Genomic DNA, 25,322 nt, shown 5'->3' with positions numbered 1-25,322 from the left:
ACACACGGCACAGTCGACTGGCCGGCACCCCGATCGGGGTGCCGGCCAGTCAGCGTCTGCAACACCAAACGTGAATCTTGGACAGTTCCCGTCATCGCCTAACGCCAACTGTCCAAGATCTGCACGGGACTGCTTCGGCGTCGTGTTAACAAGGGGCCCTTCCTCTACACCAGGCGTTAAGAAGGGGCCCTTCCTTGCCTGCGGGTCTGGCGGTGGTGGCGGGCGTGGGAAGGGGCCGTTTCCTTGCGGCGGGGGCGGGAACAATAGTGGCGGTGGGTCGGTTGTACCGAGCGTCGGTGTGATCCAGTGTCCCCGGGCCTCACCTATATTGCCTTCGCGGAATACCGTCCGGCTGGAGCCGCGTCGCGCCACTCGCCGAGAGGCGACCTGCACACCGACACCCACCGCCCGCCCCCGGGCCCGACAGGGCCCGGGGGCGGCGTCGTACCTGGGCCCGGCGGTGCCGATCCGCGTGCCGGGTGCCGCCAGGTGCCGAGCAGACCCACCAGTGCCGCCAGGTCCGAGCAGACCCACCAGCCCGTCGGTGACTGGCGCGAACTCGCAAGCCCTGGTGGAAACCCCGCCGACTGATCCCGCCCAACCGCGCCAGGTCGCGGGGCCGAATCCGCTGACAGGCGTACGGCCGGTTCTGCCAAGCGGGCTCGCCGGCTCGGGCCTGCTGCCCTAAGGTCAAGACGGATAGCGCCGGGTCGGGAGGTGTGTCGAACGTGGGTCTGCGGGACGTGCTCCTGGGCTGGCCGGTGTACCGGCAGCTCACCGGCACCGACCCGCTGGGCCGGGGCGCGGCGGCGCAGTCCGCCCGCACGGCCGGGCTCACCGCCCGCACCGAGGACGCCGACCGGGTGGCCCGTTCGGTCTGCCCGTACTGCGCGGTCGGCTGCGGGCAGCGGGTCTTCGTGACCGACAACCGGGTCACCCAGATCGAGGGCGACCCGGACAGCCCGATCTCCCGCGGCCGGCTCTGCCCGAAGGGGTCGGCCAGCAAGAGCCTGGTCACCAGTCCGCTGCGGCAGACGAAGGTGCGCTACCGCCGGCCGTACGGCACCGAGTGGGAGGACCTGGACCTCGACACCGCGCTGGACATGATCGCCGACCGGGTGCTGGCCGCACGCGCCGAGACCTGGGAGGACGTCGACGCCGAGGGGCGGCCGCTGAACCGCACCCTGGGCATCTCCAGCCTGGGCGGGGCGACCCTCGACAACGAGGAGAACTACCTCATCAAGAAGCTGTTCACCGCGATGGGGGCGCTCCAGATCGAGAACCAGGCCCGTATTTGACACTCCGCCACCGTCCCCGGTCTGGGGGCCAGCTTCGGTCGCGGTGGCGCGACGGTCTTCCAACAGGACGTGGCCAACGCTGACGTCATCGTCATTCAGGGCTCGAACATGGCCGAGGCCCACCCGGTGGGCTTCCAGTGGGTGATGGAGGCGAAGCGGCGCGGGGCGAAGGTGTTCCACGTCGACCCGCGGTTCACGCGTACCAGTGCGGTAGCTGACGCGTACCTGCCGATCCGGGCGGGCACGGACATCGCGCTGCTCGGCGGGGTGGTCAACTACATCCTCGCCAACGAGCTGGACTTCCGGGAGTACGTGCTGGCGTACACGAACGCCGCGACGATCGTCAGCGACGACTTCGTCGACGCCGAGGACGCCGACGGCATCTTCTCCGGCTTCGACCCGACGACCGGCACGTACGTGCAGGACAGCTGGCAGTACGCCGGTCACGAGCGGGACTCCGGCAGTGGACGCACGGCCGCCGAGCGGGAGAGCGCGGCCGGCCTGCGGCACGAATCGCACGGCGCTCCGGTGGCCGGCCCCGGCGACCGGGACGAGACCCTGCAACACCCGCGCTGCGTCTACCAGATCCTCAAGCGGCACTTCGCCCGCTACACGCCGGAGATGGTGGAGCGGGTCTGCGGCCTGCCGCGGGAGATGTTCCTGGAACTGGCCCGCGCCTGGACGGAGAACTCCGGCCGGGAGCGCACCGGCTGCCTGATCTACTCGGTGGGCTGGACCCAGCACACCGTCGGGGTGCAGTACATCCGCACCGGGGCGATCATCCAGCTGCTGCTGGGCAACGTCGGCCGCCCGGGTGGGGGCGTGCTGGCGCTGCGCGGGCACGCCAGCATCCAGGGCTCCACCGACATCCCGACGCTGTTCAACCTGCTGCCCGGTTACCTGCCGATGCCGCACCACGCCCGGCACCCCACCTTCGACGACTGGGTGGGCCACATCCGCCACCCGAACCAGAAGGGCTTCTGGGGCGACGCCCGCGCCTACGCGACCAGCCTGCTCAAGGCGTACTGGGGGGACGCGGCGACGCCGGAGAACGACTTCTGCTACGGCTACCTGCCCCGGTTGACCGGCGACCACGGCACCTACCGGCAGGTGCTCGACATGATCGACGGCAAGATCAAGGGCTACTTCCTGCTCGGCCAGAACCCGGCGGTCGGCTCGGCGCACGGCCGGGCGCAGCGGCTGGGCATGGCCAACCTGGACTGGCTGGTGGTCCGGGACCTGTTCATGATCGAGAGCGCCACGTTCTGGCAGCGCGGTCCGGAGGTCGCCACCGGCGAGATCGTGCCGGCGCAGTGCCGTACCGAGGTTTTCTTCCTGCCCGCCGCCTCGCATGTGGAGAAGGAGGGCACGTTCACCCAGACCCAGCGGCTGTTGCAGTGGCGGGAGAAGGCCGTCGACCCGCCCGCCGACGCGCGTTCCGAGCTGTGGTTCTTCTACCACCTCGGCCGCAAGCTGCGGGAGAAGCTGGCCAGCTCGCCGTTGCCGCGCGACCGGGCGCTGCTGGACCTGACCTGGGACTATCCCACGCACGGTCCGCACGCCGAGCCCGACGCCGAGGCGGTGCTGCGCGAGATCAACGGGTACGACACCGCCACCGGCCGCCCGCTGTCCGCGTTCACCGAGGCCCGCGACGACGGTACGACCGCCGTCGGCTGCTGGATCTACACCGGCGTGTACGCCGACGGCGTCAACCAGGCGGCCCGGCGCCGCCCCGGCCCCGAGCAGGACTGGGTGGCCGCCGAGTGGGGCTGGGCGTGGCCGGCGAACCGGCGGATGCTGTACAACCGTGCCTCCGCCGACCCGCATGGGCGGCCGTGGAGCGAGCGCAAACGGTACGTGTGGTGGGACCCGGAGTCGGGGCGATGGACCGGCCACGACGTGCCGGACTTCGAGGTGACGAAACCGCCGTCGTACCGCCCGCCGCAGGGTGCCACCGGTCCGGCCGCCCTGGCCGGCGACGACCCGTTCGTCATGCAGGCCGACGGCAAGGGCTGGCTGTACGCGCCCAGCGGGGTGCTCGACGGCCCGCTGCCGACCCACTACGAGCCGGCCGAGTCGCCGATGCGCAACCCGCTCTACGCCCAGCAGGCCAACCCGACCCGCAAGATGTACGCGCACCCGATCAACCCGACGAACCCGAGTCCGCCGCAGGAGCACAGTCAGGTCTTCCCGTACGTGTTCACGGTCAGCCGGCTCACCGAGCACCACACCGCCGGCGGGATGAGCCGCACCGTGGCGCCGCTGGCCGAGCTGCAACCCGAGATGTTCGTCGAGGTCTCCCCGGAACTGGCCGCGGTGGCCGGGCTGAACCATCTCGGCTGGGCGCATCTGGTCAGCGCCCGGGCGGTGATCGAGGCGAAGGTGCTGGTCACCGACCGGCTCGTCCCGTTGCGGGTGGACGGCCGGGTGATCCACCAGTTGTGGCTGCCGTACCACTTCGGGTTCGAGGGGCTGGTCACCGGCGACTCGGCCAACGACCTGTTCGGCATCACCCTCGATCCGAACGTGCTGATCCAGGAGAGCAAGATCGGGACCTGTGACGTCCGCCCGGGCCGGCGGCCCACCGGGGCGGCGCTGCGCGACCTGGTGGAGGATTACCGGGCCCGGGCCGGCATCGTGCCCGGCACCGTCCCGCCGGCGGTCACCCCCGGCGTGCCGATCGGGCCGACCGGGTCCGGCGGCGACGGAGAGGGGAACCGCTGATGGTCGACCAGCAGCGCCGGCCGCGCCCGCCCGCGACGCCGACCCCGGCGTACGATCCGGCGGCCGAGGCCGGGTGGGTCGACGCGCCGCCGAGGATGGGTTTCTTCACCGACACCAGCGTCTGCATCGGCTGCAAGGCGTGCGAGGTGGCCTGCAAGGAGTGGAACGGCGTTCCGTCCGCCGGGCTGGACCTGCTCGGCATGTCCTACGACAACACCGGCGCGCTGACCGCGAACTCGTGGCGGCACGTGGCGTTCGTCGAGCAGCCTCGACCCGCGACGTCGGCCAGCGGTCCGGAGCCGGCTCCGACCGGCGGGCTGAGCACGGCCGGGTCGAGCACCACCGCCGGGTCGACCGAGTTCCTCGGCATGCCCGCAGCCGGGCCGCCCGGGCGCACCGGCAGCGCCGACGGGCGTAGCGACTTCCGCTGGCTGATGATGTCCGACGTGTGCAAGCACTGCACCCAGGCCGGCTGTCTGGACGTCTGCCCGACCGGCGCGTTGTTCCGCACCGAGTTCGGCACCGTGGTGGTGCAGGAGGACATCTGCAACGGCTGCGGCTACTGCGTGTCGGCCTGCCCGTACGGGGTCATCGACCGGCGGGCCGGCGACGGCCGGGCCTGGAAGTGCACGCTGTGCTACGACCGGATCGGCGCGGGCCTGACCCCGGCCTGCGCGCAGGCCTGCCCGACCGAGTCCATCCAGTACGGCCCGCTCGACGAGTTGCGTGAGCGGGCCGCCGCCCGGGTCGCCACGCTGCACGAGCGGGGGGTGCCCGAGGCGCGGCTGTACGGCCACGACCCGAACGACGGTGTCGGCGGCGACGGCGCGTTCTTCCTGCTGCTCGACGAGCCCGAGGTGTACGGCCTGCCGCCGGACCCTCAGGTCACCACCCGCGACCTGCCGAAGATGTGGCGGCGTGCGGGGTTGGCCGCGCTGGCCATGACCGCCGCGGCGGTGGCCGCGTTCCTCGGAGGTAAGCGGTGAACCCGGACCGACCGGCGGTGGGCGACAGGTTCCGCCGCTTCCGCGACCAGGCCACCGGCGCCCCGCCGAGGGCGCAGCGGCGCGGGCGTGGCGGGGAGGAACTGACCGTGCCGCGGGCGGAGTTCACCTCGTACTACGGCCGGCCGGTCCTCAAGCCGCCGGTGTGGACCTGGGAGATCGCCGCGTACCTGTTCACCGGCGGGCTGGCCGCCGGTTCCTCGCTGCTCGCGGCGGGCGGGCAGGTCACCGGCCGAGCCGCGGTGCGCCGCGCCGGACGCCTCGCCGCGCTGGCCGCCGTCACCGCCAGCGGCGCCCTGCTGGTCAAGGACCTGGGCCGGCCGGAGCGGTTCCACCACATGCTGCGGGTGGCGAAGCCGACCTCACCGATGTCGGTGGGCACCTGGATCCTCACCGCGTACGGCCCGGCTGCCGGGATCGCCGCCATCGCCGAGGCGGCACCGTGGCTACCAGAGCGGGGTCCGCTCGGGCTGGTCCGCCGGGTGTTGCCGCCGGTGGGGCAGGCCGCCGGGCTGGCCGCCGCGGCGACCGCGCCGGCCCTGGGCACGTACACGGCGGTGCTGCTGGCCGACACGGCGGTGCCGTCCTGGCACGAGGCGTACCCGTACCTGCCGTTCGTCTTCGCGGGCAGCGCCCTGGCCAGCGGCGCCGGGGTGGGGTTGCTCGCCGTGCCGCCGGCGCAGGCCGGTCCGGCGCGGCGGATGGCGGTGGCCGGCGCCGCCCTGGAGCTGTTCGGCGCGCACCAGGTGGAGAACCGCCTCGGCCTGGTCGGTGAGCCGTACCGGACCGGTCGCGCCGGCCGGTTGCTGCACGCCGGGCGGGCGTTGACCGTCGCCGGTGTGGCCGGCGCGCTGCTGGGTGGCCGCAGCCGGGTCGTCTCGGCGATCTCCGGCGTCGCGTTGCTGGCCGCGTCGGTGGCCACCCGGTTCGGGGTCTTCCGGGCCGGCGTCGCCTCGGCCAAGGATCCGAAGTACACGGTGCTGCCGCAGCGGGAGCGTCTTGCCCGACGCCGCGCCGCAGAGGCCGCCGGGCCGGACCGGTAGTCACCGGCCGCCTCGACGCACACCAACGTCCGGGCTGTGATCCAATGCTCGGTGGAGGCGTTCAGGCGGCTGGTGCCCCTCCCGGTCTTCAAAACCGGTGTGGTCCGGGACCCGGGCCAGGCGGGTTCGATTCCCGTCCGTCTCCGCCAGGCTGCGAGGAGTTGACGCAATGGGCGACGGCCGCGCCGACCCGCGGCGCCGGGTGCCGCGCACCGACGCGCTGCTGGCCGATCCGCGGCTGGGCGCGGCCGCCGCCCGCATCGGCCGGGACCGGGTCAAGGCCGCCGTCCGGCGGGCCCAGGACCGGGCCCGCCGCGGTCAGATCAGCCCCGAAGAGGTACCCGACGCCGCGCTGGCCGCGTTGCCGCCGACCGCGCCACGGGCCGTGCTGAACGCGACCGGGGTGCTGCTGCACACCAACCTCGGCCGGGCCGCCCTCTCCGACGCCGCGGTGGCCGCCGTGGTCGCCGCCGCCGGGCACACCGACGTCGAACTGGACCTGGGCACCGGGCGGCGGGCCCGGCGCGGACGCGACGCCCTGGACGCCCTCGCCGCCGCCGTCCCGCACGCCGAGGCGGTGCACGTGGTGAACAACGGTGCCGCCGCCCTGGTCCTCGCGGCCACCGCGCTCGCCGCCGACGCGGAGATCGTGGTCAGCCGGGGTGAGCTGGTGGAGATCGGCGACGGCTTCCGGCTGCCCGATCTGCTGGCCAGCACCGGCGCCCGGCTGCGGGAGGTGGGCACCACCAACCGGACCACCGTCGCCGACTACGCCGCCGCGATCGGCCCCCGCACCGGTTTCCTGCTCAAGGTGCACCCGTCAAACTTCCGGGTCACCGGCTTCACCTCCGCGGTGCCGGTGCGGCGGCTGGCCGGCCTCGGCGTGCCCGTGGTCGCCGACATCGGTTCCGGGCTGCTCGCCCCCGACCCGCTGCTGCCCGACGAGCCGGACGCCGCCAGCACCCTGCGCGCCGGGGCGGCCCTGGTCACCGCCAGCGGCGACAAGTTGCTCGGCGGCCCGCAGGCCGGGCTGCTGCTCGGCACCGCCGAGCTGGTCGAGCGGCTGCGCCGGCACCCCCTCGCTCGGGCGTTGCGGGTGGACAAGCTGACCCTGGCCGCCCTCGCGGCCACCCTCGGCGACCCGGCCACCCCCACCCGCACGGCCCTGCACGCCGACGCGGCGGCGCTGCGCGGCCGGACCGAACGGCTGCGCGACGCCCTGGCCGCCGACGGCCGCAAGGTCGAGGTGGTGCCGGCCGTCGCCGTGGTCGGCGGCGGCGGCGCCCCCGGCGTGGAGCTGGATTCGTGGGCACTGAGCCTGCCCGAGCGGTACGCCGCCCCGCTGCGCACCGGTGACCCGCCGGTGCTCGGCCGGGTCGCCCGCGGCCGGCTGCTGCTGGATCTGCGGTGCGTGCCGGAACACGCCGACGCCGGCGTCCGCGCCGCCGTGCTGGCCGTCCCCGGGGACGACTGAGCATGCTCGTGGTGGCCACCGCCGGGCACGTCGACCACGGCAAGTCCACGTTGGTGCGGGCGCTGACCGGGATGGAACCCGACCGGTGGGCGGAGGAACGCCGCCGAGGAATGACCATCGACCTCGGGTTCGCCTGGACGGCGCTGCCGTCCGGCGGCACCGTCGCGTTCGTCGACGTGCCGGGGCACGAACGGTTCGTACCGAACATGCTCGCCGGCGTCGGACCGGTGCCCGCCGCGGTGGTGGTGGTCGCGGCCGACGAGGGCTGGATGCCGCAGTCCGCCGAGCATCTGGCCGCGCTGGACGCGCTGAACGTGGCGTACGGCCTGCTGGTGGTGACCCGCGCGGACCTGGCCGACCCGCGGCCCGCGCTGGAACAGGCCCGGGCGGAGCTGGCGGCGACCTCGCTGGGCCTGGTGGAGGCGGTGGCGGTCAGCGCGGTCACCGGTACCGGCCTGCCCGAGGTGCGCGACGCGCTGGACCGGCTGGCCGCCCGGCTGCCCGCTCCGGCGGCCGAGGCCCCGGTTCGGCTCTGGGTCGACCGCAGCTTCACGGTGCGCGGCAGCGGCACGGTGGTCACCGGCACCCTGGGCGCCGGCCGGCTGCACGTCGGCGACGAGTTGGCGCTGGCCGGCACCGGCGAGCTGGTCCGGGTTCGGGGTCTGCACCGTCTCGGCGCGGCGTGCGATGAGGTCGGGCCGGTCGCCCGGGTGGCGGTCAACCTGCGCGGGGTGGCCCGGGACCGGGTCGCCCGCGGGGACGCGCTGCTCACCCCGGGCCGGTTCCGGGCGACCGACCTGGTCGACGTGCGGCTGGCCGGTGACCCGGTGGCCGACCTGCCCGCCACGCTCACCCTGCACGTCGGCTCCGCCGCGGTGCCGGTGCGGGTACGCCCGCTGGGCCGGGACACCGCCCGGCTGCGGCTGGGCCGCCCGCTGCCGCTGCTGGTGGGTGACCGGGCGCTGCTGCGCGACCCGGGCCGCCACCACGTCGCCGGTGGGGTCACCGTGCTGGACGTGCTGCCGCCGCCGCTGGGACGCCGGGGTGCCGCAGCGGCCCGGGCGGCCGTGCTGGCCACCCTGGACGGCCGCCCCGATCTGGCCGGCGAGCTGCGCCGCAGGGGGCTGGTCCGGGCCGGTGACCTGGTCCGCGCGGGCGTGCCGGTGACCGCCGTGCCGGTGGCCGGGGACTGGCTGGCCGACCCGGAGCACTGGCGGCAGCTGGGTGACCGGCTCGCCGAGGCGGTGGCCGGCCACGCCCGGGAGCACCCGCTGGAGCCCGGCGCCCCGGTCGAGGTGTTGCGCCACCGTCTCGGCCTGCCCGACCGGGCGCTGGTCGAGGCTCTGGTCCGGCCGCCGCTGGCGTTGGTCGCCGGCCGGGTCGGTGTGGCCGGGGTGGCGCGGTTGCCCGATCCGGTGGTCCGCGCGCTCACCCTGGTCGGCGCCGACTATGCGGTACACCCGTTTCGCGCCCCCGACGCCGACCGGCTCGCCGCCGTCGGGCTCGGCGCCCGGGAGATCGGCGCGGCGGTACGCGCCGGTGCCCTGCTCCGGCTGACCGGCAACGTGCTGCTGCTGCCCGGCGCGCCGCGGCAGGCGGTGCGGGTGCTGGCCGAGTTGCCGCAACCGTTCACGCTCAGCGCCGCCCGGCAGGCCCTGGACACCACCCGCCGGGTGGCGGTGCCGTTGCTGGAGCTGCTGGACCGGGAGGGGATGACCCGCCGGCTGCCCGACGACGCCCGGGTGGTGGTGCCGGTGCCGGGCGGGTTGCCGGCGGCTGCCACGATGACGCCATGATCACAGTCCGTTCGGTCGCCGGTCGGTCACGCACGGTGGTGCTGCTGGGGCTGCGCTGGGGCCTGCCGCTGCTGTGGCTGGTCTGGGCCGGGCTGGCCTGGTGGTCGGCGCCGCGGGAGGTGCCCGCCGAGCAGTTGGAGCGAGACGCCGCCGCCGGCCGGGTGGTGACGGCCCAACGCGCCGACGGCTGGACCGACGAGGGGCCTTCCTTCTGGGGCGCCCGGCCACAGCCCCACGTCAACGAGACGGGGTGGTTGGCGGTCTGGACGCTGCCCAACGGCCAGGCCCGCTACGCCGACATTGGCCCATTCGTTGGCCCCGGCCCCGATTTCGACGCCGATTTCGATGCTGATTCCGACGGGAGCGTGCCCGGCGTTGACGAGGTCGGTTTCGGCTCCGACGGCGCGGGCGTGACCTATCCGGGGTCAACACCCGACGACGCGTGGCTTTCCCTGGGCGGCGTCACCTGGGGTAGTGAGCAGGGGCTGGCGCACCGGTTGTCGCAGGCGGCCGCGCTGGTCGCGGCCGTGATCGGCCTGGTGTGGCTGACGATGGTGGTCGCCGGGCCGGCACCGGCCGCGGGGACGCGCTGGTTCTGGTTCTGGATCGGCCTGCTGCCACTCGGGCTCGGCGTGCTGGCCTTCTGGTTCCGGGAGCGGCGGTTCGCCGGCCATCCGGAATGGCAGGGGCAGGGCGGCCGGTCCGGGGGGCTGGGCTTCGGCTGCCTGCTGTTCGGCGCTATCGCGCTGTCGCTGCTCCTGGCCGGCGCGCGGGCGCTGCTCGGCGGTTTCCTGGTGCCCGGTTGAGTCCAACCGCCGGTAGGCGGCCGGTCCGGGTGCCTACCGTGACGCCATGGACCCATCCGCGATCTGGCGGGACCGGCAGCACCAGTGGCGGATCGAGGCGTACCGCGCGCCGGACCTGCGGTTCGCCATCTTCGCCACCAACGGCACCACCGAGTCGGCGCCGCTGTGGCTGTTCGGCATGTCGGCGCTGGCCCGCTGGCTGATGACCCACAAAATTTCCCTCGACGACCTGGAGTCCGACTGACGGTTCGCCCAGTCGAGGGACAACACCGCCCAAAACCGGCAGCGCGGCGTCTCGATCCGTAACGTGCGAACGGTGAGGGACCGAGGCATCCGGAAGTTCGTCGCGGTACTGGCCGGCCTCGCCGTGATCTACTTCGGCACCACCGGCCGGTCGTCCGAGGAGGGGCGCGGGATATCCGGCGGGCTGGTGGTGCTGGCGCTGCTCGCGGCACTGCTGGTGTGGCATCTGACCAAGCCGGGCGGCGACGCGGCGAAGTGACATCCGTTCCGCGGGCCGCGACGCGACGACATGGCACCCGTTCAGCGGGCCGCGACGCTGCGGCTGATCTGCCCCGCGGACTCCTCGCCGAGCGCCACCCGCACCAGCGCCGAGGCCAGCCGGCCGAAGTCGACCTCGTCGACCAGCCCGGCCAGCCGGTCGGTCGTGGCGGGCAGGCCGAGTCGTTTCGCCCCGGCGACCGCCCGCCGGTCGGCGTACGGGCGCAGTTCCGGCCAGACCGTCTGCACCTCGCGCAGGAAGATGTCCGCGCCGGTGGGCCCGATGCCGGGGAACTCGATGAGCAGCCGGCGCAGCGTGGCCGGATCGCCGGCCGCCTCCCGGTGCAGCCGCCGCAGGTCACCGTGCCACCGGTCCAGGCAGAGCCGGGCACCGGTGCCGAGCATGGTCGCGGTCCGCTCGTCGTAGCGGCGGTAATGGCCCCGGCCTAGCGCGTCGACCCGCTGCTGCCAGCTCGCCGCCTCCATCGCCTGCGGGGAGCGGTAGCCGGCGGCGAAGAGTTCCCGGGCCGCGGCCACCCCCACCTGCGCCCTGATCCGGGTGCTCAGCAGGGTGACGAGCACCAGCAGCTGGTACAGGGGTGCCGGCCGGTCGGCGAGCGCGATCCCCGCCTCCTCGGCGTACGTGCGGCGGGTCAGCAGGACCTGCGCCATATCCCGTTGGTCGCCCATCGTCGCGGTGTACCCGTCCCGCGCCCGCCTAGGCAGGGCCACGGCGGTCGTCGTCGCGGAATGCCGCCGACGGCGGCGGGTAAGCCGCGGGTGGACGCGGTTTTCCGCGTCCCGCCACCGGCGAAGGGAGACGACCGTGACGAACCCGCAGCAGCAGGAGTTCCGGCGCAACGCGCAGGGCGGCACGAGCCAGGACAACAAGGGTCCGGGCCCGGGTGGCCATCCCCGCAACGCCGGCACGTCGTCCGGGGACACCGGGCGTCCGGTGCCGCACGGGCAGGTGTCGCCGTACGGCCCGGCCGGACAGCCGGTGGCCGAGGACGACAGCGACCGCCGTTAACGGCGTTTGCCCGACCCTGACGGCCGCAGCCGGTTCCAGGTGGCTGCGGCCGTCAGTCCGTACGCGATGTGCGGGACCAGGTCGGCGACCCAGTCGACGCGTCGCCACTGCCGGGGGTCGGTGACGCCGAGCAGGGTCAGGGACCCGTCGGAGAGCGTCATCACCCCGCCGCCGAGCAGCGCGGTGGCCCGCAGCATCGGCTGCCGCCGGCCCCGGACCAGTGCGGCGAAGCCGACCGCCGCGGCCACGCCGAGGCCGTAGCCCATCAGCGCGCCGAGGCCGGAGCGGCGGTTCGTGGCCTGTTCCGGCGTACCCAGGTTGACGTGCGCCGCGCCGGCCACCCGTCCGGCGCTCTCCTCGGGGGTCTGGCTGGCCGGGCGGGCCCGGGCCACGATGTCCAGATAGGTCACGACGTTGAGGGCCATCGTGCCCACCGCCCCGGCGATGAGCCCGTCGGCCAGCGCGGTGCCCCTCACTTCTTCGGGTCGCCCGGTTCGCGGTTGCCCTTCGGGCCGTACGTTCGTTCGCCCCGGACGATGCCGCGCTGGCCCCGGTCCTCCTGCAGGATCCGGTTGGCGGTCTCGTTGGCCTGCTGGTCCGATGCGTGCCGACCGGAGTCGTCGATCGCGTTGCGGATACGGGCGCGCTGCTTGTCGTAGGCGTTGCTGCCCGGCCGTGGTCCTGGCATCGCTGTCTCCTCTGGTCGTCGCCGGTGGCGTACGCGGCCCGTCTACCCGCCTGGACCGCCGCCAACCCCGTCGGCCGCTCACCGCGGCGCGCGGACCACCGCGACCGGACAGTGGCTGTGGTGCAGCACCGAGTGACTCACCGACCCCAGCAGCAACCCGGTCAACTCGCCGCGCCCCTGACCCCCCACCACCAGCAGTTGCGCCCGGCGGGAGGCGTCGGTGAGCACCTGCGGGGCGCGACCGCGTACCGATTCCCGGGTGATCGACACCTCCGGGTACCGCTCGGCCAGCCCGGCGACGGCCTCGGCGACGGTCCGCTCCTCGTCGGCCCGCAGCTCCGACTCGTCGTACACCAGGGGTTGCATGTCGCCGGGGCCGGTGGAGGCCGGATGCCGGTAGGCGTGCGCCGCGACGACCGCGACGCCGCGCAGGGCGGCGGTCTGCACGGCGAACTCGACGGCCCGCTGGGACAGCGCCGAGCCGTCCACCCCGACCACCACCGGCCCGTCGGTGCGCGGTGTCCCGCGGGCCACCAGCACGGGGCAGTCGGCGTGCGCGGCCACCTGCACCGCGACCGAGCCGACCACCAGCGCGGCGAGTCCGCCCAGTCCCTGGTCGCCGAGCACCATCAGCGCGGCGGCGGGCGCCTCGCCGAGCAGCACCGCGGCCGGCTCACCGTCGATGATCTCACCGGTGATGCGCAGGCCCGGCGAGGTCGCCTCGGCCTCGTCGACCGCCGCGGTGACGAGTCGCTCGGCCTGTTCCCGTAGCCCTCCGCCGGGCGGGCCGTCGGTGGCCGGTGTGATCGGGGAATGCAGCATCGGCCAGATGAAGGCGTGCACCACCCGCAGCGGCCGGTGCCGCCGGGCCGCCTCCGCGGCGGCGAGCCGCACCGCGGTGAGCGCCGACTCGGAGCCGTCCACGCCGACCACCACCGCCGCGCCGTTGGCCGAGTTCACCGTTCACCTCCCGGCTGTGGGCCACGATCTGGGTCAGTATCGCGGCCGGCGGTGGCCAGCGGGCCGATACCGGCGAGCGGCCCGGTGTCGGTACGCTGGCGACGAACGCCTGGGGAGGGAGCGTCATCGATGGTGGAGCCCGACCAGCCGAGCACCGCGCGGATGATCGACTTCTGGCTCGGCGGGGAGCACCACTACCCGGTCGACGTGGCCGCGGCCCGCGCCTTCGAGCAGGCGTACGGGCCGTGCGCGCCGGTCTTCCGGGCGCTGCGTGCCTTCCTCGGTCGGGCGGTACGCGGGATCGCCGCCACCGGTGTGGACAGCTTCCTGGTCTTCGGCGCCGGGGTGCCGACCATGGGCAACGTGCACGAGGCCGTCCCCGAGGCGACGGTGCTCTACACCGACGTGGATCCGGTGACCATCCGCCTTGGACAGCGCATCCTGGCCGGCAGTGACCGGGCCGGCTACGGCTTCGGCGACGCCACCGACATCGGCACGCTGGACCCGGCGCTGCTGCACCGTTTCGTGCCGGGCTGGGGGCGGCGGCCGGTGGGGGTGGTGTTCCTCGGTCTCGCCGCCTTCCTCGACGACGAGACCCTCGCCCGCACCCTTGACGAGCTGTACGCGGCGGTGGCGCCGGGTAGCCACCTGGCGATCGATTTCGACACCGAGGAGTTGGCCGGCCACCCCGAGGCGCTGGCCATGATGGGACCGGCGTTCCGGATGCGGGCGCCGGCGTCGTTCGGCCCGTTGCTCGGCCGGTGGACGCCCACGGCGGAGGGCGTGGTGCCGGTCACCGAGTGGCGGCCGGACGGGCCGCCGGCGCAGGTGCCGGACGCCTTCCACGGCACGGTGGCGGTGCGGTCGGCCGGGTGACCGTGGTTGGACCCGCCTCCGTATGATGCTTGCCCCAGAGCAAGTATTTCGGAGGATGGTCATGGCGGATGCGCCCACCGGGGTTTCCCGCGCCCTGCGCGAGGCCCCGCCCGACCGGGTGGTCGAGGCCGCCGACCGGGCCATCCGGTCCGTCCTGGGCGCGTCGGGCACCGCCGTGTTCGTCGCCGACTACCGGATCAGTGGACTGTGGCCGGTGCTCGACCCGCGGCAGCCGACCGCCGGTGCCGAGGCCGTCCAGGGTTTCCTCCAGCGCTGCTTCAGCAGCCAGCAACCCGTCCGGGACCTCGGCGAGGACGGCCGGTGCCAGCTCTACCTGCCGCTGTCGGTGTGGGGCGAACGGCTGGGCGTGCTCATGGTCGAGTTGCCCGAGGCGCCGGCGGAGACGGTCGTCCGGCGGGCGGCGGACATCGCCGGCGAGGTGGCGCTGGCGCTGCGCGCCGCCGACCGGGAGACCGACCGTTACCGGCGGGCCCGGCGGCAGGAGCGGCTGAGCATGGCCGCCGAGTTGCAGTGGGAACTGCTGCCGGGCCGCAGCGTCAGCCACGGCGGGTTCCAGCTGGCGGGGCAGCTGGAACCCGCGTACACGGTGGGCGGGGACCACTTCGACTGGTCCCTGGACGACAACCGGCTCACCGTCACCGTGCTCAACGGCGACGGCGTCGGACTCACCGCGGCCCTGCTGACCGCGGTGACGGTGAACGCGATGCGCAACGCCCGCCGCTCCGGCGGCGGCCTGGTGGAACAGGCGGAACTCGCCTCCGACACGGTGTTCTACCAGCACCGGGGGCATCGGCACGTGGCGACCGTGCTGCTGGAACTGGACTGCGCCACCGGGCGGGTGTGTGCGGTGGACGCCGGCTCACCGCACCTGATGCGGCTGCGCGGCGGCACCGTCTCCCGGGTCGCGCTGGAGCAGCAGCTGCCGCTGGGCATGTTCGCCGAGACCCGCTACGACCTGCAGGAGTTCGATCTCGATCCGGGGGATCGGCTGTTCGTCGTCTCCGACGGGGTGTGGGCGGCCGATCCGAGCGGCCGGGAGACGTACGGACAGCGGGCGATGGCCCGGTCGATGCGGGCCACGCGGTTACAGCCGCCGACCGAGGCAATTGGTACGGTGATGCGCGAGTTGCAGGCCTTCCACGCGGACGCCGATCTGCGTGACGACGCGGTCGTGGTCTGCCTGGACTGGCGCGGTTCCGCCCGCCGGGACGGCGACTGACGAGCGGCGGTCGGGGCAGGACCAGCGGGACAATCGCAGGGGACATCGGGTGGAGCGACCGGATCTCGCCGCGGCGATCGACGCAGCCGCCGAGGCGTTGGTGGGCGTGCTCGACTCCGCCGTCTCCCGACATCGGCTCGCCGTCTCGCCGACCCAGCTGCGGGTGCTGTCGCTGCTCACCAGCCGGCCCGAGACCAACGTCAACGGTCTGGCCGAGCTGCTGGACGTCGTACCCTCCTCGGCCAGCCGGCTGTGTGACCGGCTGGAGGCGATCGGCCTGCTGCGTCGGGTGGCCGACCCGCGGGACCGCCGCGAGGTGCGGCTGGTGCCGACCACGGCGGCGCGGACCCTGCTGGGGGAGCTGCGGTCGCGTCGGCACGAGGCGGTGCAGGCCGTGCTCGACCGGATGCCCGCCCGGGTGCAGCAGGACCTGCTGCGCGCCTTGCAGGCGTTCGGCCAGGCGGCGGTGGCCGCGGAATCGCCGGACGCCTCGGCCCGGAGCGCCTGACGCGCGGCGCAACCCTCCATCCTAGGACGCCTTACGCGTGGTGACACCGGTCACATGCCAAACGGTTCGACGACCCGGCGCGCCACCGCTGGGCAGCGGAAGCGCGGCAGCAGCCCGATATAGTGGCAGCGCATCCGGCCGGCCCGTGATCATCGACGGTGGACGGCGGGGCCAGGGGAGGTCCCGGATCGGGATCGCAGGGGGCGCCGGCGCCAGCCGGCCCGACAGGGCGCACGACGTTCCACGGCGGACCAGGGGCCGCGGTGGTCGAGCGTGTCGCGGAGGAGGTTCGGTGTCGCGTCGGCCCGCTCGGGCAGAGCAACCGCAGGCCCCCGGCGCCGGTGGACAGCAGCCCGACGACCGGGTGCTGACCCTGCCGAACCTGATCAGCTTCGTACGCCTGCTCGGTGTCCCACTCTTCCTGTACCTGTTCCTCGTCGTCCGCGCCGACGTGGCCGCGATCGTGGTGCTGGCCGTCGGCGGCACCAGCGACTGGGTCGACGGCTGGATCGCCCGCCGGCTGCGGCAGGTCAGTCGCCTCGGCGAGTTGCTCGACCCGCTCGCCGACCGGCTGTACATCCTCGCCACCCTGGTCGCCTTCACCGCCCGCGAGGTGGTGCCCTGGCAGTTCACCGCCGCCCTGCTGGCGCGGGAGCTGCTGTTGCTCGGTTCCCTGGCGGTGCTGCGCCGGCACGGCTACGGACCACCGCCGGTGCACTACGTCGGCAAGACCGCCACGTTCCTACTGCTGGCGGCCTTCCCGGTGCTGCTGCTGGCCGCCACGGTGCCGGCCGCCGCGGCGATCGCCGGCGCGGTGGGCTGGGCCCTGGCGTGGTGGGGGCTGGTGCTCTACTGGGTGGCCGGTGCGCTCTACGTGATCCAGGCACGCCAGCTGGTACGGGCGGTACGTGGTCAAGGAGCGGCGGCATGAGCGGGCGTCAGCGAGCGAATCATCGGCTCAGCGCGGTGGTGCCTCATGGCGGCACGGAGCGCAGCGGAGCGCCGGCATGAGCGAGCGCAGCGACGATCCCGGTGCGGGCCCGCGTGGCGCGCGGGTCTACACGCCGGACTTCCTGACCGAGTTGTTCCGCAACCCGCTGGATCCGGGCTACGCGGACGCGGCGGCCCGGCGCGCGCAGACCGGGCAGCCGGCGCGGCCGGGCTGGTCGGTGGGTCCGGTCAGCCTGGTGGTCGTGGTGCTGCTCGGCTTCCTCGGCGCGGTGGCGTACCGGCAGACCACGGCCGAGGAGCCGGGGCGCGCGCAGGCCCGTTCCGGGTTGGTGGCGCAGATCCAGCAGCGGCAGAGCGAGACGGACGCGATGTCGGTGCGGGCCGACGATCTACGCGAGGAGGTGAACCGGCAGCGGGAGGCGGCGCTGGGCGGTTCACAGGCGGCCCGGTTGCGGGACCTGGAGGCCGGTACCGGCTTGGGGAAGGTGCGCGGCGACGGCCTGGTGGTGCGGCTGGCGGACGGGCCGGGCGGTAAGGATTCCCTCAACGCCGGCAACGTCGGCCCGTCCCAGGTGATCTACAGCGACCTGCAGGGGGTGGCCAACGACCTGTGGGGCGCCGGGGCGGAGGCGATCGCGATCAACGGGGAGCGGTTGACGGCCACCTCGACGATCCGTTTCGCGGGTCAGGCGATCCTCGTAGGTATCCGGCCGGTGACCGGGCCGTACGAGGTGTCGGCGATCGGTCCGAGTTCGATGCGGAAGCGGTACGAGGCCAGCCGGAGTGCGTTGACGATGCGGAAGGTGGCCCAGGACACCGGGCTGTCGTTCGCGGTGCGGGACGCCGACAACCTCACCCTGCCGGCGGCTCCGGAGCCGCGGCTACGCTACGCGGAGCCCGCGGTGAGTCCCAGTGTGTCGCCGTCGGGTCGTGACGGGTCGTCCGGCTCGGGTGCGTCCCCCAGTCCCTCCGGAGGTGGTCGATGATCGCGGTGGTGGCCCTGCTGGCCGGTGTAGGGCTCGGTTTGTGGCTGGACCCGACGGTGCCGGCGGCGTTGCAGCCGTACCTGCCGATCGCGGTGGTGGCCGCGCTGGATGCGGTGTTCGGTGGGGTCCGGGCGAAGCTGGACCGGATCTTCGATGACAAGCAGTTCGTGGTGTCGTTCATCTCGAACGTGCTGGTGGCCGCGCTGATCGTGTATCTGGGTGACCAGCTGGGGGTGGGCGGGCAGTTGTCCACCGGTGTGGTGGTTGTGCTGGGAGTGCGTATCTTCGGCAACGTGGCGGCGATCCGCCGGCACCTGTTCCGGGCGTAGGTTTGTGGCGTGAGTGACGAGCACACCGAGACGGGCACGGGGTGGCCGCAGCCGGCGGGTCCGGCCCGGCCGGGTGGGCCGGCGGGCGAGCCGGACCCGCGGCCGGAGGCGCCGGATCCGGATGAGCTGAGTCCGTTGTCGCCGCAGGGGCGGCCGGAGGACGATGACGCGCCGCCGGAAGAGCCGGCCGAGGACACGCAGGCGGCGACGCGCGCGGAGCCGGTGGCGGGCGCGGCGAGGTGGCGGCCGTTCAGTTCGGCGGCCGTGATGATCGGCGTGCTGCTGGTGCTGCTGGGTTTCACGCTGGCGGTGCAGCTGAAAACGACGTCGTCGGATTCGTCGTTGTCGGCGGCGCGGCAGGAGGATCTGGTCCGGATCCTGTACGACCTGGAGGCGCGGGAGATGCGGCTGCGGCAGGACATCACCTCGTTGGAGGAGAGTCAGCGGCAGTTGCGCTCGGGTGAGCAGGGGCGTCAGGCGGCGCTGGAGGAGGCGACCCGGCGGGCGGACGAGTTGGGGATCCTGGCGGGCACCCTGCCGGCGCGGGGTCCGGGTCTGGCGGTGCGGTTCCAGGCGGGTACGAAGTCGATCTCGGCGAGTCGGGTGCTGGACGCGGTGCAGGAGTTGCGGGGGGCCGGCGCGGAGGCGATGCAGATTTCCGGCGGTGACCGGGCGTCGGTGCGGATCGTGGCGTCGACGTACTTCCTGGACGGGGAGAACGGGTCGTTGATCGTGGACGGGCGGCGGTTGACGGGGCCGTTCACGATCACGGTGATCGGGGAGCCGGCGACGATGCGTACGGCGCTCAACATTCCCGGTGGGGTGGTCGCGCAGGTGGCTGGCGACGGCGGTAACGTGATCGTTGAGGATCGTGAGGTTGCCGAGGTTTCGGCGCTGCACGTGCCGAGCACGCTGGAACACGCCCGTCCGGTCGCCTAGGCCGGTGGGCCGGCACCGGTTGGTCCGGTGTCGCGATGGATGAGGACGCTTCTGGTGATTCCTGAGGATCTGCGTTACACCGCTGAGCACGAGTGGGTGGCTGCTGCCGACGGCGGGGCCGTGCGGGTCGGTATCACCCATTTCGCGCAGGATGCTCTTGGCGACATCGTGTATGTGCAGTTGCCGGAGTCCGGTGCGGTGGTCGCGGCCGGTGAGTCGTTGGGTGAGATCGAGTCGACCAAGAGCGTGTCGGAGATCTACGCCCCGCTGGGCGGTACGGTGTCGGCGCGCAACGAGGCGTTGGTCGACACGCCGGAGGTGATCAACTCGGAGCCGTACGGTGCGGGTTGGTTGGTGGAGATCACTCCGGCGGATCCGGCGGCGGTTGACGGGCTGCTGTCCGCGGCTGCGTATCGCGAGCTGACCGAGAGCTGAAGCGTTTCCCTGTGCCGGCGGGTCGGTATCCATGCCGCGCGTCCGGTTGCCCTGTTTTTCGGCGCTGGCTAGGCTCGCCCAGTCGACCGAGAACCCATTTGTTGAGCGTCGCGGACAGCCTTTCGGGGCACGGAGAGCCAGCCGCCGGGTGGATCAGAGCCCGGCGGCCAGACCCGCCGTCTCCCGACGCCGACCGAAACAGATCCGTGAGGTGGTCCCCATGACTCGCCCAGGCGACGAGTTCCCCCCGCTCGACGTCACGTCGACGCTCAATCTCGGTTCGCTCGAGGAAGCGCTGGAGGGGCCGGACACCGATGTGGTGCCGAGCCGGATGTCCGGTTCGCTGCCGCCGGGGATGGCGCTGCTGGTGGTCCGTCGGGGTCCGAACGCGGGTGCCCGGTTCCTGTTGGATCACGATGTGACGACCAGTGGGCGGCACCCGGACAGTGACATTTTCCTCGACGATGTGACGGTGTCGCGTCGACACGCGGAGTTCCACCGGGATGGTGGCACGTTCACGGTGCGGGACGTGGGCAGTTTGAACGGCACGTACGTGAACCGGGAGCGGGTCGAGGCGGCGACGTTGAGCAACGGTGACGAGGTGCAGATCGGCAAGTTCCGGGTGGTGTTCATTGCCGGTCCGCGCCCGGAGGGTGAGGCCGGCCGGGGGTGAACGAGCCTGCGGCCTCGACGCCGTCCGGGGCGGGTCGCGCCCAGCCGTTGATGAGTATCGGCGAGGTGCTGACCGAGTTGCGGGCGGATTTTCCGGACGTGACCATTTCGAAGCTGCGGTTTCTTGAGGCTGAGGGCCTGGTGGAGCCGCAGCGTACGGCGGCGGGTTACCGGAAGTACGGCTGGGATGATGTGGCGCGGCTGCGGTTTGTGTTGACCGCGCAGCGTGATCAGTTTCTGCCGTTGCGGGTGATCCGTGAGCAGTTGGCGCAGTGGGATGCCTCCGGTGAGGCGCCGGAGCGGTCGCGGCCGGCGTTGGTGGCGGTGGGTCCCGATGGCGAGGTGCCGGGGCGCGGTGTGACGCCGGTCGAGTCGGGGCAGGTGCGGCTCGACCGGACTCAGCTGGTGGCGCGCAGCGGGATCGACGAGTCGACGTTGGGGGAGTTGGAGCGGCTCGGGCTGCTGGTGTCGGATCCGCCGGGTTGGTATGACGGCGATGCGTTGATCATCGCGCGGGCGGTGGCGGGTCTGGCGGCGTACGGGTTCCAGCCGCGGCATCTGCGTGGCTACCGGACGGCGGCGGACCGGGAGGTCGGCTTGTTCGCGCAGTTGGTGGCGCCGTTGGCGCGGCAGAGTGATCCGGCGGCGCGGGCGCGGGCGGCGGAGACGGCGCGGGAGTTGGTGGCGTTGTCGCAGCAGTTGCACGCGGCGCTGGTGCGGGTGGGGTTGCGCTCGACGCTGGGTCGGTGAGGGCGGGTGTGCGTACGGATCGGCTCGTCGGCGCGTGGCGTAGGCTTGCGGGGGTAACCCCTTTCTGGCGCGGGCGTAGGCGCGGGCAGCGCACGGGATGACCGTGTCGCGGTCCGTGTACCGTGCAGGGAAAGGGCGTGGTGCGGCGTAGGTGACAACGACACGGAGGCGGCGGTGCGCGAGCTGAGCGTGGTCGGGGTTCGGGTGGAGCTGCCCAGCAACCAGCCGATCGTCCTGCTCAGGGAGGTCGAGGGGGACCGCTATCTGCCGATCTGGATCGGCGCGGTCGAGGCGACGGCGATCGCTTACGAGCAGCAGGGTGTCAAGCCGGCCCGGCCGTTGACCCATGATCTTCTTCGGGATGTGTTGGCGGCGTTGAAGGCGCCGTTGCGGGCGGTGGAGATCACCGAGCTGAAGGAGAACGTGTTCTTCGCTGATCTGTTGATCGGTGACGGGGTGCGGGTGTCGGCGCGGCCGAGCGATTCGATCGCGTTGGCGTTGCGGGTCGGTGCGCCGATTCGTTGTGCCGAGCAGGTCCTCAGCGAGGCGGGGATTGTGATTCCCGACGAGCAGGAGGACGAGGTGGAGAAGTTCCGGGAGTTCCTGGAGCAGGTGCGTCCGGAGGACTTCGCCGGCTGATCCGGCTGACCGGTGGTGCCGTGGTGGGCGGCCCGGTTTCTCTCCCGGCGGTGACTCACTGTGATGGTGATGGTTGTCGCTGTCGATGCGCGGCGTGTCGCGACGGTTTCTCCGCGGTAACCCTGGATGGTCGCTATAGGGTTGCCGTGTCGAGGGGTGCGCGTCCCGGAAACGACGTGTCACCGCACTGACGGGGAGGTTGTCCGGATGCACGAGCCGCGAGATTCCGATCCGGGTACGGGTTTGCACGAGTCGGGTGGGACGCCTGGGTCGGCAACTGACAGTGACGGTGCGGTGGGGTACCGGGGTGTGACGGCGTGCCACGCGGTGGGGATCAGCTACCGGCAGTTGGACTACTGGGCGCGGACGTCGCTGGTGGTGCCGAGTGTGCGGGACGCGTCGGGTTCGGGTACCCAGCGGTTGTACTCGTTCCGGGACCTGGTGGTGCTGAAGGTCGTGAAGCGGCTGCTGGACGCCGGGGTGTCGTTGCAGAACATCCGTAAGGCGATCGAGGCGTTGCGGTCGCGTGGGGTGGAGGATCTGGCGGGCATCACGCTGATCTCCGACGGCACAACGGTGTACGAGTGTCGTTCCCCGGAGGAGGTGGTCGACCTGTTGCAGGGCGGCCAGGGGGTGTTCGGCATCGCGATCGGTGGCGCGTTCAAGGAGATCCAGGGTTCGTTGTCGGCTCTGCCGGCGGAGCCCGCCGCGGGTTCGGTGGGGCAGGAGCCGGAGGTGCCCCCGGCGGGGGATCTGGTGGGCGACGAACTGGCAGCGCGGCGGGCCCGACGGCGGGCCGGCTGAGGCGTCCCGGCCGCCGGTGACGCGCCTGGCCTGTCCGGGTTTCGCCGATCATTTGTGTGATTTTTGCTGATCACGCAGCGTGCCGGTCCGGGGTGCGGGGTTCCGGTGCGGCCGGTGGCGGGTCGCCGGTCGCGGGCCTGGGGCTGTCGATGCTGGCCAGCGGCGTGCGAACGGGCGGATGCCCGGCTTGGGTGGGCGTCGCCGGGCCGACGACCCTGGCCACTCTCGGTGGTGACCGAATGGCGGTGCGTGGCCAACTGGGCGCCCTCCCATCACTCTTCGCGACTGTCCTGTGTCGGGAATGCGATAGGCGGGCCGTGACGGGTCCGGTCCGGCACGCTATGGTCCGATACGGTCCGCCCGGCGGTGCCGCCAGGGCGCGGTTCCGCGCCGGTGGATCGTCCTTCGCGCCGAGTGCCGCGCGTCCCCCTCATCACGGAAGGAACGACCGTGACGGTTACCGAAGACACCACCCCCGTCTCGCACTTCGAGCGGATCGGCGGGGCAAGCTCGGTGAAAACCGCTGTCGAGCTGTTCTACGAACGGGTACTCGCCGACCCGGCACTCGCCGGCTACTTCGCCGAGGTGGAGATGGCCGGTCAGCGCCGGCACCTGGCGCAGATGCTGACGGTGGTGCTCGGTGGCCCGAACGAGTACACCGGCCGTGACCTGGCCGCGGCGCACCATCCGTTGCACATCCCGGTGCCGCACTACGTCCTGGTGGGCGAGCACCTGACGGCGACGTTGACGCAGCTGGGTGTGCCGGGCGATGTCATCACCGACGTGCAGGCGGTGCTGGCGCAGGTGCAGGACCAGGTGGTGGCCGGCGGGGACCGGGCGGACGCCTGAGCGTGGACGTCTCGCGGCTCAAACAGAGCTGGTCCCTGGTCGCCGCACACGGCGACCAGGTGCCGCTCTACTTCTACTCGACGCTGTTCCTGGCGCATCCCGAGACCCGGCAGATGTTCCCGACCAACATGGCGGGTCAGCGGGACCGGCTGGTCACCGCCCTCGGTCACATCGTGTCCCAGGTGGACCAGCTGGACCAGCTGGTCGGCTACCTGCAGAACCTCGGCGCCGACCACCGCAAGTTCGCGGTCCGGGCGGAGCACTACCCGGCCGTGGGGGAGGCGCTGCTGGCGACGCTGCAGCACTTCCTCGGTGACCAGTGGACCGACGAGCTGGCGCAGGACTGGGCGGCGGCGTACGGGCTGGTGTCGAAGGTGATGACCGAGGCGGCGCAGGCCGCCGAGGCGGTGAATCCACCGTGGTGGGTGGCCGAGATCACCAGCCACGAGCGGCGGGCGTTCGACGTGGCGGTGCTGACGTTGCGTCCGCAGTACCTGCTGCCGTTCACCGCGGGCCAGTCGATCGGGGTGTCGCATCCGGCGGTGCGGTCATGGCGCTATTACTCGCCGGCGAACGCGCCACGCCCGGACGGCACGCTGGAGTTGCACGTGCGGGCGGCGCCCGGCGGCGCGGTGTCGTCGCGGCTGGTGTATGGGTGCGCGGTGGGTGACCAGCTGCATCTGGCGGCGCCGGTGGGCGACGGGTTGACGCTGCGGCCGGCCGGGTCGGCGGACCTGCTGCTGCTGGCCGGGGGCACCGGGTGGGCGCCGTTGAAGGCGCTGGTGGAGCAGGTCGCCGCCGAGGGGCCGCACCGCCGGGTCGACCTGTATGTGGGGGCCCGCTCGCGCAGCGAGTTCTACGACAGCGACGCGATCGACAAGCTCGCCGCGTCGTACCCCTGGTTCCGGGTGACCCAGGTGGTGGGGTTGGACATGAACCGGCCGGGGGAGTTCGTGCACCCGGTGAACCGGGCGCTGGCCGACGGTGACTGGCGGTCCCGGCACGTGTTCCTGTGTGGTTCCGACGAGATGGTGTCGCAGACGGTGGCGGCCCTGACCCGGTCCGGCTACCACGCCGGGCAGCTGCACCACGAGGGTCTGGGTCAGCACTGGTACGGCCCCGCGTGGCGGACGGCCGCCCCCGATGATTCCGGAGGTGCCCGGTGACTGAACTCGGTAGCCCGAAGGGAGGGTCGGTGCGGTGAACGCGACCCCGATTAGCAGGTACGACGGCACGCACGTCGCCGGTGGTGTGCAGGTGCGGATGACCCCCGACCGGGTCCGGCGGTGGGAGTTCGGGTCGGCGTCGTTCGCCCGACGCGGCTACGACCAGACCGACGTGGACCGGTTCCGGATGCAGGTGGCCGACGAGCTGGATCTGCTGGCCACGCAGGTGGCCAACCTGCGGGCGGAGAACGAGCGGCTCAACGACCACGTGGAGCTGCACCGGCACGGGGTGATCCCGAGTTCGGGGCCGGCGGCGAAGGTGCCGGCGGCGAAGGTGCCGGCGGCCAAGGAGGTCAATCTGCTGTCGGCGGCGCAGCGGGAGGCCGAGCAGATCATCGCGCAGGCGCATGACTACGCCCGGCGGGTCGCCGAGTACGCCCGCACCCAGTACGAGAGCTACGTGCGGGCGGCGGTGGAGGAGGCCCGTCAGGAGGCGGAGCGGGCGGTGCAGGACTACCGCGCGTCGGCCGGGCCGGCGTTCGACGACGGGGTGGCCGCCCGGGAGGCGCTGCGCATCTACGGCGAGATGATGATCTCGCACATGCAGGCGGCGGCGCGGCATCTCGACGACGGCAGTCAGCAGCTGGCCCGCACGATGGACCGGATCAGCGGGCAGCCGCCGGCCGCGGTGGACGGGGCGGCGGCGCAGCAGTCGTTGCCGCGCCACCAGCAGCGCTGACCCCGTCGGGCCGGCCGGCTGGCCGGCTACGCCGATGGCGATGTCGTCATCGCATACTTCGACACGGCTCCAACACCCCGACCACGCTCGGGCACGCGTTCGAGGTGAAGGCCAC

Annotated in this window: 28 protein-coding genes and 1 tRNA gene; 25 read left to right on the top strand and 4 right to left on the bottom strand. The window is 73.1% G+C overall.

The window, feature by feature from the left end:
* Positions 1–728: 728 nt before the first annotated feature.
* The 9 genes from fdh to AB0M52_RS09415 all read left to right on the top strand — a co-directional run bounded on the left by fdh (position 729) and on the right by AB0M52_RS09415 (position 10,647).
* Positions 729–4,022, top strand: a complete 3,294-nt coding sequence (gene fdh, locus AB0M52_RS09455; RefSeq protein ID WP_363951132.1) for a formate dehydrogenase — start codon at positions 729–731, stop codon at positions 4,020–4,022.
* Positions 4,022–5,008: a 4Fe-4S dicluster domain-containing protein gene (locus AB0M52_RS09450; protein ID WP_363951130.1), complete on the top strand. Its 987-nt coding sequence runs from the start codon at positions 4,022–4,024 to the stop codon at positions 5,006–5,008. The genes fdh and AB0M52_RS09450 overlap by 1 nt, the downstream gene beginning before the upstream one ends.
* Complete coding sequence (gene nrfD, locus AB0M52_RS09445) at positions 5,005–6,069, top strand: NrfD/PsrC family molybdoenzyme membrane anchor subunit (protein WP_363951127.1); 1,065 nt, start codon at positions 5,005–5,007, stop codon at positions 6,067–6,069. The genes AB0M52_RS09450 and nrfD overlap by 4 nt, the downstream gene beginning before the upstream one ends.
* Before the next feature lie 53 nt (positions 6,070–6,122).
* Positions 6,123–6,218 (top strand) — tRNA-Sec (locus AB0M52_RS09440).
* A 20-nt stretch (positions 6,219–6,238) separates the two neighbouring features.
* A complete protein-coding gene (gene selA, locus AB0M52_RS09435) occupies positions 6,239–7,543 on the top strand; it encodes an L-seryl-tRNA(Sec) selenium transferase (RefSeq protein WP_363951124.1) in 1,305 nt (434 codons plus the stop codon).
* 2 nt (positions 7,544–7,545) lie between these two features.
* The gene (gene selB / locus AB0M52_RS09430; protein ID WP_363951121.1) at positions 7,546–9,339 is read left to right on the top strand and encodes a selenocysteine-specific translation elongation factor; all 1,794 of its coding nucleotides are present in this window, start codon (positions 7,546–7,548) and stop codon (positions 9,337–9,339) included.
* Entirely contained in the window at positions 9,336–10,145 is an 810-nt protein-coding gene (locus AB0M52_RS09425) for a hypothetical protein (protein ID WP_363951118.1), read from the top strand. Before selB ends, AB0M52_RS09425 begins: the two co-directional genes overlap by 4 nt.
* A 46-nt stretch (positions 10,146–10,191) precedes the next feature.
* Positions 10,192–10,389, top strand: a complete 198-nt coding sequence (locus AB0M52_RS09420; protein WP_363951115.1) for a hypothetical protein — start codon at positions 10,192–10,194, stop codon at positions 10,387–10,389.
* A gap of 72 nt (positions 10,390–10,461) precedes the next feature.
* Positions 10,462–10,647, top strand: coding sequence for a hypothetical protein (locus tag AB0M52_RS09415; RefSeq protein WP_111214003.1), 186 nt, complete (start codon positions 10,462–10,464; stop codon positions 10,645–10,647).
* A 41-nt stretch (positions 10,648–10,688) separates the two neighbouring features.
* Here AB0M52_RS09415 and AB0M52_RS09410 read toward each other — a convergent pair whose 3' ends face one another.
* Positions 10,689–11,336, bottom strand: a complete 648-nt coding sequence (locus AB0M52_RS09410; protein WP_363951112.1) for a hypothetical protein — start codon at positions 11,334–11,336, stop codon at positions 10,689–10,691.
* A 136-nt stretch (positions 11,337–11,472) separates the two neighbouring features.
* Between AB0M52_RS09410 and AB0M52_RS09405 the strand changes: the two genes are divergently transcribed.
* A complete protein-coding gene (locus AB0M52_RS09405) occupies positions 11,473–11,676 on the top strand; it encodes a hypothetical protein (RefSeq protein ID WP_363951109.1) in 204 nt (67 codons plus the stop codon).
* Here the strand turns inward: AB0M52_RS09405 and AB0M52_RS09400 are convergent.
* The 3 genes from AB0M52_RS09400 to AB0M52_RS09390 form a co-directional block, all read right to left on the bottom strand.
* The gene (locus AB0M52_RS09400) at positions 11,673–12,152 is read right to left on the bottom strand and encodes a hypothetical protein (RefSeq protein ID WP_363951106.1); all 480 of its coding nucleotides are present in this window, start codon (positions 12,150–12,152) and stop codon (positions 11,673–11,675) included. The genes AB0M52_RS09405 and AB0M52_RS09400 overlap by 4 nt on opposite strands.
* A complete protein-coding gene (locus AB0M52_RS09395; RefSeq protein ID WP_363951103.1) occupies positions 12,149–12,364 on the bottom strand; it encodes a phosphatidylethanolamine-binding protein in 216 nt (71 codons plus the stop codon). The genes AB0M52_RS09400 and AB0M52_RS09395 overlap by 4 nt, the downstream gene beginning before the upstream one ends.
* 78 nt (positions 12,365–12,442) lie before the next feature.
* Positions 12,443–13,324, bottom strand: a complete 882-nt coding sequence (locus AB0M52_RS09390; RefSeq protein ID WP_363951100.1) for a universal stress protein — start codon at positions 13,322–13,324, stop codon at positions 12,443–12,445.
* 129 nt (positions 13,325–13,453) lie between these two features.
* On the opposite strand from AB0M52_RS09390, the gene AB0M52_RS09385 reads away from it, so the two are divergent.
* The 15 genes from AB0M52_RS09385 to AB0M52_RS09315 all read left to right on the top strand — a co-directional run bounded on the left by AB0M52_RS09385 (position 13,454) and on the right by AB0M52_RS09315 (position 25,207).
* Entirely contained in the window at positions 13,454–14,200 is a 747-nt protein-coding gene (locus tag AB0M52_RS09385) for an SAM-dependent methyltransferase (protein WP_363951098.1), read from the top strand.
* A gap of 61 nt (positions 14,201–14,261) precedes the next feature.
* Positions 14,262–15,440, top strand: coding sequence for a PP2C family protein-serine/threonine phosphatase (locus tag AB0M52_RS09380; RefSeq protein WP_363951095.1), 1,179 nt, complete (start codon positions 14,262–14,264; stop codon positions 15,438–15,440).
* A 49-nt stretch (positions 15,441–15,489) separates the two neighbouring features.
* Complete coding sequence (locus AB0M52_RS09375; RefSeq protein ID WP_363951092.1) at positions 15,490–15,948, top strand: MarR family transcriptional regulator; 459 nt, start codon at positions 15,490–15,492, stop codon at positions 15,946–15,948.
* Positions 15,949–16,240: 292 nt separating this feature from the next.
* Complete coding sequence (locus AB0M52_RS09370; protein WP_363951090.1) at positions 16,241–16,879, top strand: CDP-alcohol phosphatidyltransferase family protein; 639 nt, start codon at positions 16,241–16,243, stop codon at positions 16,877–16,879.
* Positions 16,880–16,955: 76 nt separating this feature from the next.
* Complete coding sequence (locus AB0M52_RS09365; RefSeq protein ID WP_363951088.1) at positions 16,956–17,885, top strand: DUF881 domain-containing protein; 930 nt, start codon at positions 16,956–16,958, stop codon at positions 17,883–17,885.
* The gene (locus AB0M52_RS09360; RefSeq protein WP_111214012.1) at positions 17,882–18,214 is read left to right on the top strand and encodes a small basic family protein; all 333 of its coding nucleotides are present in this window, start codon (positions 17,882–17,884) and stop codon (positions 18,212–18,214) included. Before AB0M52_RS09365 ends, AB0M52_RS09360 begins: the two co-directional genes overlap by 4 nt.
* Positions 18,215–18,223: 9 nt before the next feature.
* On the top strand, positions 18,224–19,153 hold the full coding sequence (locus tag AB0M52_RS09355) for a DUF881 domain-containing protein (protein WP_363951083.1): 930 nt from the start codon (positions 18,224–18,226) through the stop codon (positions 19,151–19,153).
* A 54-nt stretch (positions 19,154–19,207) separates the two neighbouring features.
* On the top strand, positions 19,208–19,588 hold the full coding sequence (gcvH, locus tag AB0M52_RS09350) for a glycine cleavage system protein GcvH (RefSeq protein ID WP_363951080.1): 381 nt from the start codon (positions 19,208–19,210) through the stop codon (positions 19,586–19,588).
* A gap of 220 nt (positions 19,589–19,808) precedes the next feature.
* On the top strand, positions 19,809–20,261 hold the full coding sequence (locus tag AB0M52_RS09345) for an FHA domain-containing protein (RefSeq protein ID WP_093402417.1): 453 nt from the start codon (positions 19,809–19,811) through the stop codon (positions 20,259–20,261).
* Positions 20,262–20,311: 50 nt separating this feature from the next.
* Positions 20,312–21,010: a MerR family transcriptional regulator gene (locus tag AB0M52_RS09340; RefSeq protein ID WP_363951077.1), complete on the top strand. Its 699-nt coding sequence runs from the start codon at positions 20,312–20,314 to the stop codon at positions 21,008–21,010.
* 174 nt (positions 21,011–21,184) lie between these two features.
* Entirely contained in the window at positions 21,185–21,649 is a 465-nt protein-coding gene (locus AB0M52_RS09335; RefSeq protein ID WP_013733914.1) for a bifunctional nuclease family protein, read from the top strand.
* 207 nt (positions 21,650–21,856) lie between these two features.
* A complete protein-coding gene (locus tag AB0M52_RS09330) occupies positions 21,857–22,453 on the top strand; it encodes a MerR family transcriptional regulator (protein WP_363951075.1) in 597 nt (198 codons plus the stop codon).
* 450 nt (positions 22,454–22,903) lie between these two features.
* On the top strand, positions 22,904–23,302 hold the full coding sequence (locus AB0M52_RS09325; protein WP_363951072.1) for a group 1 truncated hemoglobin: 399 nt from the start codon (positions 22,904–22,906) through the stop codon (positions 23,300–23,302).
* A 2-nt stretch (positions 23,303–23,304) separates the two neighbouring features.
* Entirely contained in the window at positions 23,305–24,468 is a 1,164-nt protein-coding gene (locus tag AB0M52_RS09320; RefSeq protein WP_363951069.1) for a globin domain-containing protein, read from the top strand.
* Between the two features lie 34 nt (positions 24,469–24,502).
* Positions 24,503–25,207: a DivIVA domain-containing protein gene (locus AB0M52_RS09315; protein WP_363951066.1), complete on the top strand. Its 705-nt coding sequence runs from the start codon at positions 24,503–24,505 to the stop codon at positions 25,205–25,207.
* Positions 25,208–25,322 lie beyond the last annotated feature (115 nt).

The sequence above is a fragment of the Micromonospora sp. NPDC051296 genome, assembly GCF_040682255.1.
Classification (GTDB): Bacteria; Actinomycetota; Actinomycetes; order Mycobacteriales; family Micromonosporaceae; genus Micromonospora; species Micromonospora craterilacus.
Note: the sequence above shows the minus strand (reverse complement) of the source record. Positions and strands in the feature narration are given on the sequence as shown.

Excerpts from the sequence above, each read along its gene's own strand:
- AB0M52_RS09385 (WP_363951098.1), top strand. The coding sequence starts at position 13,454 with ATGGTGGAGCCCGACCAGCCGAGCACCGCGCGGATGATCGACTTCTGG.
- AB0M52_RS09380 (WP_363951095.1), top strand. The coding sequence starts at position 14,262 with ATGGCGGATGCGCCCACCGGGGTTTCCCGCGCCCTGCGCGAGGCCCCG.
- AB0M52_RS09425 (WP_363951118.1), top strand. The coding sequence starts at position 9,336 with ATGATCACAGTCCGTTCGGTCGCCGGTCGGTCACGCACGGTGGTGCTG.
- AB0M52_RS09420 (WP_363951115.1), top strand. The coding sequence starts at position 10,192 with ATGGACCCATCCGCGATCTGGCGGGACCGGCAGCACCAGTGGCGGATC.
- AB0M52_RS09360 (WP_111214012.1), top strand. The coding sequence starts at position 17,882 with ATGATCGCGGTGGTGGCCCTGCTGGCCGGTGTAGGGCTCGGTTTGTGG.
- AB0M52_RS09410 (WP_363951112.1), bottom strand. The coding sequence starts at position 11,336 with ATGGGCGACCAACGGGATATGGCGCAGGTCCTGCTGACCCGCCGCACG.
- AB0M52_RS09365 (WP_363951088.1), top strand. The coding sequence starts at position 16,956 with ATGAGCGAGCGCAGCGACGATCCCGGTGCGGGCCCGCGTGGCGCGCGG.
- selA (WP_363951124.1), top strand. The coding sequence starts at position 6,239 with ATGGGCGACGGCCGCGCCGACCCGCGGCGCCGGGTGCCGCGCACCGAC.
- AB0M52_RS09340 (WP_363951077.1), top strand. The coding sequence starts at position 20,312 with ATGAGTATCGGCGAGGTGCTGACCGAGTTGCGGGCGGATTTTCCGGAC.
- AB0M52_RS09330 (WP_363951075.1), top strand. The coding sequence starts at position 21,857 with ATGCACGAGCCGCGAGATTCCGATCCGGGTACGGGTTTGCACGAGTCG.
- AB0M52_RS09345 (WP_093402417.1), top strand. The coding sequence starts at position 19,809 with ATGACTCGCCCAGGCGACGAGTTCCCCCCGCTCGACGTCACGTCGACG.
- AB0M52_RS09395 (WP_363951103.1), bottom strand. The coding sequence starts at position 12,364 with ATGCCAGGACCACGGCCGGGCAGCAACGCCTACGACAAGCAGCGCGCC.
- AB0M52_RS09450 (WP_363951130.1), top strand. The coding sequence starts at position 4,022 with ATGGTCGACCAGCAGCGCCGGCCGCGCCCGCCCGCGACGCCGACCCCG.
- selB (WP_363951121.1), top strand. The coding sequence starts at position 7,546 with ATGCTCGTGGTGGCCACCGCCGGGCACGTCGACCACGGCAAGTCCACG.